Raw genomic sequence first — 4,211 nt, forward strand, 5'->3', positions numbered from 1 at the left:
CGGCGAGCTGCTCGTCGGGGGTCATGTTCATGAACGCCTCGAGCATCTCGGGAGTCATCTCGTAGACGGTCGGGAACTGCCCGATCGGCACGACGGAGTGCAGCACCCGGTCGCCGTAGACGTGCACGAGGTTGTAGGACTGGCCGCCGTCCTGGCCGCGGGCACCGGGGTAGGCGACGGCGAGGTCCTGCGTGTAGCAGGTCGCCGACGCGACCGACACGGGCACGCCCGCGAACGTGCTGGTGGTCGAGTAGTGCAGGTGACCGCCCAGGATGCCGCGCACGTCGGTGCCCCGGATGACCTCGGCGAGGCGCTCCTGGTCGCGCAGCTCGACCAGGGCGATGAGCCCGATCGGGCTCGGCACGGGCGGGTGGTGCAGCGCGATGAGGGTGCCGTCGGGCGCGGGGACTTCGAGCTCGCGGCGCAGCCACGCCAACTGCTCGTCGCTGATCTCGCCGTGGTGCTGCCCGGGCACCGTCGAGTCGAGCGCGATGATGCGCAGACCGTTGACGTCGTAGACGCGGTCGACGGGCTCGGACTGGTCGGCCTCCTCGTCGAGCAGGCCGCGGCGGAACGCGACGCGCTCGTCGTGATTGCCCATCACCCAGATCACCTGGGCACCGAGCTTCTCGGCGGCGGGCTCGACGATGGCCCGCAGGCGCTCGTAGGCGTCGGGGCGGCCGGTGTCGGCGAGGTCGCCGGTGAACACGATCGCTTCGGGGCGGGCGTTGGCCTTGGTGAAGCCGTCGAACAGCTCTGCGAGGTTCTTGTCACTGTCGATGCGCTCGTGCAGCAGGTCGCCGTCGCCCACGAAGTGGGTGTCAGAGACATGCAGGATGAAGTGCTCGGGAGCGGGATGCTGGCTCGCGATGTGCGACATGGTGTGTGTTCCTTCCGATCAGACCGCGGTGGCGGCGGGGTCGATGATCACGGCGGTGAGACGCTCGAGCTCGGTGGGGGTGAGTCCGTGGGCGAGGAGGTAGGCGCTGATCGACCCGTGCTCGCGGTCGATGCGCTCGAGCAGCGCCTCGAGCACCTCGGCGGGGCTCTCGGTGATGAGTTCGACCATTCCCGCGGTCAGTTCGATGCCGCGCTGTTCGAAGACGGCGGTCATCGCGTCTGACCACTCGCCGCGCAGGTTCTCGGCGGTGGCGGCGTAGTCGGCCACGACGTCGTCGCGGTCGACCCCGGCGGCGGCGAGCGCGAAGGCCACGACGAGACCGGTGCGGTCTTTGCCGGCGGTGCAGTGCACGAGCACCGCGTCGTCGTCGTCAGCCGCGATGATCACCCGGATCGCGTCGACCAGCTGCGCCCCGCGCTCGTCGACGATGTGGTCGTAGACGGGCACGAGTCCGACGTGCGTGGTGGCCTGCGCGGCCGGGTCGGCGTCGTCGAACACGGGCAGGTGGTGCACGGTGACCTCGAGCCCGTCGACCGCGCTCGGCGCTGTGGCGCGCTCGTCGCCGCCGCGCAGGTCGATGATGTGGGCGACGCCGATCTCGGCCAGCCGGTCGCGACCGGTCGCGTCGATGCGGTGCAGAGCATCTGACCGCAGCAGCTTGCCCCACCGGCTGGTGCCGCCGGCTGCACGGTAGCCGCCGGTGTCGCGCAGGTTGTAGAGGCCGGCCACGGCGTGGCGACGCTCACGAGGCGCCGCGGTCGCGGCATCCGGCGACGAAGCGGCCGCGGCATCCGTCGCCGAAGGCGTCAGGTCGAGGTCGATGGTCATTCGATCAGCCCCTGCGCGCGCTCGGCGGCCTCGGTCATAGTGGCGGCCGGGTCGGCGCCGTAGAAGACCGCGTCTTCGATGGCGGTGGCGAGCACCTGGTCGACCTGGGCGTAGCTGTCGCCGGGGTACGACACCCACGGCTCGAGCGCGTCGAGCTGCTCGAGGTTGGGCTTCACGAGCGGGTTGGCTTCGACCCAGTCATAGAGCGGTCCGCCCTCGTCGGCCATGCTGCTGCGCAGCGGTAGGTACCCGATCTGGGTCGAGATGATCTCGTAGGCGCGGGGGCTGGTCATGAACTGCATGAGCTCCCACGCGGCGGCCTGCTTGGCGGGGTCGGTGGCGAACATCGCGAGGAACGAGCCCGAGTTGGTGGGCACGACCGCCTGGTCTCCGAACGCGGGCAGGGTGTGAGCGTCGAGGGTCCAGCCACCGGCCTCGGCGCCCATCATGAACGCGCCCTGCAGGGCCGAGCTGTTGACGTGGATCGCGGTCTTCCCCTGCGCGAACGCCTCGTACTGGCTGGTGAAGTCCTCGTTGGTGAGCACGCCGTCCTCGTACATCTCGGTGAAGGTCGCGACCGTATCGATCGCGGCGTCCGAGCCGAACTCGATCGTCGTGCGGTCATCGCTCAGCACCTGGGCGCCGTTCGAGAGGAAGAGGCCCTGCATGCACCAGCTGCCGCCGGTGATCACGCACGACGCGCTCATCGAGGGGGCACCGGTGGACTCGGTGATCTGCGCGGCGGCGTCTTCGATGATCAGGTCGATATCACTGACGGCGGCGGTGCTCTTGAAGGAGCGACCGACACCAGAGAGCTGGATCGTTCCCATGAGTCGCCTTCTGCAAGCGACCTGACGAACCGGGGCCTTCCCGCGAAATCCGCTTGCAGAGCTATTGCAATCGAGGAAAGTGAATTTCCTGCAAACGGAGTGTCAACGCCCATCGCCGTGGTCGATAACGTCTGGCACGTCGGATGCCTCGGCGTCGGAGCCGTCGTCGGCGACGATGTCGAGCACCTCTTCGCGCACCGCGAGGCGCGCGCGGTCGGCGGCGTCGCTCATGCGGTCGGCGACGGCGATCTGCAGGGCGTTGAGCACGAGCAGCTGTACGAGCCCGCTGCCGAGAATGCCTTGATCCCACGCCTGGAAGCGCGCACCGGCGACGAGCAGGTGGTCGGCGCGGGTGGTGAGCGGGGTACGGGCGAAGCTCGTGACCCCGATCACGGTGGCGCCGGCGTCGACGGCGGCGTCCGCAACCGCGAGGGTCACCGAGTTGGCGCCACTCGAGCTGACGATGAGGCACACATCACCGGGGGCGAGCACGCGGGCGGTGAGGTGGGCGACCACGCCGTCAGCGGGCGCTTCGCAGGGCCGGCCGTTGACGGCGAACGCGACGGCCGACGCCTGGGCGGCGGCGTGCGAGGCGCCGGTGCCCGAGATCAGCAGGCGCGGCGCGCGGGCGATGGCGTCGGCAGCGGCGTCGAACGCGACCGGGTCGATCGAGGCGAGCGCGGTCTGCAGCATCCCACCCGCCCCTCGGCCAGCCACCGCAGAAAGCCCTCGGTGCCGGCGGGTGCGTCGGGCGCGGCGGTGGCGTCGGCGGCGAGGTCACGCACGAGCAGCATGCGCAGGTGCTGAAAGCTGCGCAGCCCCAGCGCCTGGGCGGTGCGGCTGACGGTGGCCGGCGACGTGTTGGCGGCTTCGGCGAGGTCGGCGCCCGACATGTCGACCACGTCGTGGGGTCGCTCGGCGCAGATGCGGGCGACGCGCTGCGCGCTCGGTACGAGCGACGGCAGGATCGAGAGGATGTGGTCGATGGTTCCGCCGAGCGGCGGCTCGTTGAGGGGCGAGTTCATGTAGCCGGTGATCACCTTTCGGGTTCGCCGCACATCGTATGGGCGCAATGCGACCACGACCCCAACCATAGGTGAACGCAGCGTTCATCGCCTCCGCTATCCGCGAAAGGCAATTTCATGACCTCCCTGCGTCCGCTCGAGCTCCCGAACAGTGCCATGCCCGCAAGGAAGTCGGCCAAGGGTGACTCGACCGAAGACGCCCACCTCGAGCGCCGCGATGGCGCCTACGATGACCGTCCGTGCGAGCCAGAGCCACGTGATCTGTCGATCCCGGCGGTCAAGCGCTCGAACGTTCCGCACGTCGATGTTCCGCTGGCGGGGGCGCCGGGGCAGCAGACACCGGTAACCAACGACGCGAAGAAGCCTGCCACGACGATGACGCCCGCAGCGCGGAACCAGAGGGCGGGGGCGACGCGCGAAACTGATCCTGCTCATGGCCCGATCAGACCGATGGCCACTCAGACGTGAAAGGGGAGACATCGCGTAGCCGCGATCCAGCAGAGAAGCTGAGGCGCTGTGAAACCGCCGCCCACATGATCGCGACGGTCGGCCGGCGTCCGAAATGTCCATATGGACATCGCGTGGACATTTCAACTGCGAAATGGACATTTCAGAAAGATCCCTACA

6 protein-coding genes are annotated in these 4,211 nt (G+C 69.2%); 1 reads left to right on the top strand and 5 read right to left on the bottom strand.

The window, feature by feature from the left end; all coding sequences use genetic code 11:
* The 5 genes from B4F19_RS01335 to B4F19_RS01355 all read right to left on the bottom strand — a co-directional run.
* On the bottom strand, nucleotides 1-880 hold an 880-nt coding region (locus B4F19_RS01335), incomplete at its 3' end, for a phosphodiesterase (RefSeq protein ID WP_292732398.1).
* A gap of 18 nt (nucleotides 881-898) precedes the next feature.
* On the bottom strand, nucleotides 899-1,729 hold the full coding sequence (locus B4F19_RS01340; RefSeq protein WP_005052798.1) for a tyrosine-protein phosphatase: 831 nt from the start codon (nucleotides 1,727-1,729) through the stop codon (nucleotides 899-901).
* Nucleotides 1,726-2,559: an extracellular solute-binding protein gene (locus tag B4F19_RS01345; protein ID WP_005052797.1), complete on the bottom strand. Its 834-nt coding sequence runs from the start codon at nucleotides 2,557-2,559 to the stop codon at nucleotides 1,726-1,728. The genes B4F19_RS01340 and B4F19_RS01345 overlap by 4 nt, the downstream gene beginning before the upstream one ends.
* 102 nt (nucleotides 2,560-2,661) lie before the next feature.
* On the bottom strand, nucleotides 2,662-3,252 hold the full coding sequence (locus tag B4F19_RS01350; RefSeq protein ID WP_005052796.1) for an SIS domain-containing protein: 591 nt from the start codon (nucleotides 3,250-3,252) through the stop codon (nucleotides 2,662-2,664).
* Nucleotides 3,168-3,641, bottom strand: coding sequence for a MurR/RpiR family transcriptional regulator (locus B4F19_RS01355; RefSeq protein WP_164743636.1), 474 nt, complete (start codon nucleotides 3,639-3,641; stop codon nucleotides 3,168-3,170). The genes B4F19_RS01350 and B4F19_RS01355 overlap by 85 nt, the downstream gene beginning before the upstream one ends.
* A gap of 60 nt (nucleotides 3,642-3,701) precedes the next feature.
* Between B4F19_RS01355 and B4F19_RS01360 the strand changes: the two genes are divergently transcribed.
* Nucleotides 3,702-4,052 carry a hypothetical protein gene (locus B4F19_RS01360; protein ID WP_005052795.1) on the top strand — a complete coding sequence of 117 codons (351 nt, stop codon included), beginning with the start codon at nucleotides 3,702-3,704 and terminating at the stop codon, nucleotides 4,050-4,052.
* The last annotated feature ends 159 nt before the right edge of the window (nucleotides 4,053-4,211 follow it).

The organism is Microbacterium sp. UBA1097, from assembly GCF_002313585.1.
In the GTDB taxonomy this organism is placed as follows: Bacteria; Actinomycetota; Actinomycetes; order Actinomycetales; family Microbacteriaceae; genus Microbacterium.